The organism is Bacillus sp. 05T31 (assembly GCF_056396725.1).
Genome location: NZ_JBFTMA010000809.1, coordinates 1 through 3,183 on the forward strand (window position 1 = coordinate 1; position 3,183 = coordinate 3,183).

Annotated in this window: 3 protein-coding genes and 1 pseudogene; 3 read left to right on the plus strand and 1 reads right to left on the minus strand. The window is 33.4% G+C overall.

Features of this window, described 5'->3' with window-relative positions; genetic code table 11:
* Positions 1-130: 130 nt before the first annotated feature.
* Positions 131-1,045 carry a tetratricopeptide repeat protein gene (locus tag AC1DJR_RS28560; RefSeq protein ID WP_429692005.1) on the plus strand — a complete coding sequence of 305 codons (915 nt, stop codon included), beginning with the start codon at positions 131-133 and terminating at the stop codon, positions 1,043-1,045.
* Positions 1,046-1,126: 81 nt separating this feature from the next.
* Here the strand turns inward: AC1DJR_RS28560 and AC1DJR_RS28565 are convergent.
* Positions 1,127-1,974: pseudogene (locus tag AC1DJR_RS28565) on the minus strand (MFS transporter).
* 106 nt (positions 1,975-2,080) lie between these two features.
* On the opposite strand from AC1DJR_RS28565, the gene AC1DJR_RS28570 reads away from it, so the two are divergent.
* Positions 2,081-2,635, plus strand: coding sequence for a CGNR zinc finger domain-containing protein (locus AC1DJR_RS28570; RefSeq protein WP_429687609.1), 555 nt, complete (start codon positions 2,081-2,083; stop codon positions 2,633-2,635).
* A gap of 42 nt (positions 2,636-2,677) precedes the next feature.
* Positions 2,678-3,183: class I SAM-dependent methyltransferase (locus AC1DJR_RS28575; protein WP_477004109.1), on the plus strand; the 506-nt coding region annotated here is incomplete at its 3' end.

Below are 3,183 nucleotides of genomic sequence, written 5' to 3' on the forward strand. Positions count from 1 at the left end.
CTATATGATGACATGTAGACGGGAGAAAGAACTTAATGCGAACCGATCTTATTTTTATGGAAATTACAATTTTTACATTTTAAAATAAAGATATGGAATAGATGAATTCATTCACTTCGGAGGTAGTTATTTGAATATTAACGAGAAGGCAATTGAAATGTTTGAACAAAATGAATATGAGAAAGCAATGGAACTGTTTCACCGAGCAGTACATGAATCTAGAGGTGTACAATCTCTCAATAATCTTGCTTGGATGTACTTTTATGAGGAAGAGAATGATGATAAAGCTCTTGAATTAATAAGAGAGGTTATTAAGTTGAATCCTTCCTCATACTTTCCTTATAACATCTTAGGGGACATTTACATAAAACAAGAAAAGTGGGCAGAAGCGAAAGAGGTATTACAAAAGTCTATTTCGATTCAACCATCCGATGAAGCATATCACAATGTAGCTGTAGCTCATTATAACCTTGGAGAGCTGGAAGAAGCTTCGGAATTTTTCTTGCGAGTTGCAGGGGATTCAGACATTATAATGTATAACTATGTAAAGTGTTTAATTGATTTAGGGCGAAAAACAGAAGCGAAAGAGAAGTTGGATGCTTTTAACAGGAAATCTGATGATTTTGTAGGAGAAATTAATGTAGCAGGTTTATATGTTGAGTTGAATTGCTATAAAGAAGCCATTCAATGCTTCGAAAAGGGATACAAAGAAGATTGGAAAAGTCCCAATTGGATTGGTAGATTTGTTTATGCTCTATATAAAGCTAATAATTTCTCCCGTATAAATGAAGTCATACGAGAATCTATTGAAGCGAAAACAGCAGAAATAAAAGATGTTCATAATGAAGAAGTAGAAGAAAATTGGACAGAAAAAGATAAGAAAGAGTTAATTGAGGAATATACAGAAGAGAATAATTGTTATAAAAAAATGATAGAATGTATCAAATCTGGATATGTTCCAGGGTTAGAATTTGAAACTGATTATATAGGGGCTTGCTATTTATTTGGCTGTAAAAGACATAATCATCTTGAATATGAAGAATAAAAAAATTCGACCGTCACATATGATGGTCGAATTTTTTATTATAGGCTTCTTGTCTAAAGGTACCATCTCAATTGTAATGTGTTAAAGATGTTTCGTCTCATTACATAGGTATATATCCTCTTTAGAGCTCTCTTTTTTAATATTTAAAATATGGAGTGAAATAAAACCAATAAGTCCTATTCCACCGAAAATAATCCATGGTGCATACATTCCGTTTAAGTTCGATGTAAACCATGTACCGGTATAATTACCAATGATAAAACCAAATGCGAGTGATAGTTGATAAAATCCGAAGTAAGTAGCTGTATATGATTCGTTACTGTAATTTGCAATAGCGATATCAGCGTTAGGTAATACGAGTGTTTCACCGATTGTAAATAAAATTACACAAATAAATAGCCAATATGGGTGTTGAAATAAAGGAATGAGTAAAAAGGAAATTCCCATTAATAAAACACCGTATTTAATAATAGAAAGTGTGTTGTATTTATGAAATAGCTTTCGGAATAACACCATAAACATGACGCCTGTTATAGCATTTATTGTAATAACTAAAGTAGCGAGCTGGTTACTATGACTAATGTTTTTCATATGAAGTGGGAGTGCGACAGTAAGTTGAGTAAACATAATGTAGAAGAAAATCATAATAAATGAAAATAATAGAAAGATTTTATTTTGTAAGATGGCTTGTATCCCTAATGTAATTGACGTGGGATATAGCCTATTTTGTCAGCGATTAATCCTGAGAATAAAGGGATAACTCTTGATGTAATTGTCATAACCGTTAAAACTGTTCCTACTTGCACGGATGAAAAGTGGAGAAAATTTAATAGATAAATAGCTAGAAATGCRWATACCGCAAAATATCCAAAAGACATAAAGAATGAAGAAATGAGCATAAAACGTATCGGCATTGAGAAATTTTTCATAGAACTCCTCCTAGGTATGTAACCATTAAAATCAATTACTGGTTAACTATTTTATATTATAATTATACATAAAGTCAGAAAAAAGTAAATTTTAGAAAGATGGTGAATACCTTTGAGTCAAAACCAAGAGGCTCCTAACCAACTTGAAATAATTAGGGAGTTTTTAAATACATGGAGAATACCAAATGATACAAGAAATCCTATAGATCAGTTTCAGATGATAGATGATGTTATAACATTTAGGGAGAAATATTGGAACGAAGAGCTTGCGTTTCATACCTTGGACGAGTTAAAGCAATTTAGAGAGGATATTCGTAGTGCTGTTGAAGAGCAGGGAATGTTGCAAAAGTGGTTTGAGAAGTACTCATTCCGAGTATGTGTGGCAGAAAATATGGAAGATATCACATATGAACCGATAGGAGAAAATAATTTGTATACGAAGATGTTACAAATTATTTTGAAGGCTATTAATCAAAAACAATGGGGGCGATTAAAAGCATGTCCGGATTGCCGCTGGGTCTTTTACGACCATTCTCGTAATGGAAGTAAAAGATGGTGTGGGATGTATGCAGGAGGGGAAGAAGGCAGAGCTTGTGGTACAATCGCAAAAGTGAAAAATTATCGAGCTAAAAGAAAAGGAAGATCAGGTTATAACGGTTAATTCTTATAGGGGAAAGAAAAAAGAGAGGGGAATGTAAAAGTGATGGAACAAACAAAAATGCTAGAGCTAAATAAAAAGTGTTGGGACTTAGTAGCACCCCATTTTTTTCAAGTAGATTGTTTGCCTAAATACGGACCATATACAGCATCAGAAGATGAAATTCATTTATTTGATTCAATTGAAAGTAAAAGCATTCTTGATATCGGATGTGGTAGTGGGCATTCTTTGAGATATTTGGCGGAGCGTGGCGCGAAAGAGTTATGGGGGCTCGATCTTTCAGAGACGCAAATTGAAACAGCAAATGAAACGTTAAAGCATTGGAATCCGAAGTTAATACGCGGGGCAATGGAAGAAGTAGTAAATATACCGACAGAGCATTTTGATATAGTGTATTCCATCTATGCATTAGGATGGACGTCTAATTTAAGAAAAACATTGGAACTGATTTATTCGTATTTAAAGCCAGGAGGAAGTTTTATTTTTAGCTGGGAGCATCCGGTATATTCAAACTTACAGTATGGTACAGAAGAAATTGTTTTAAAGTCTTC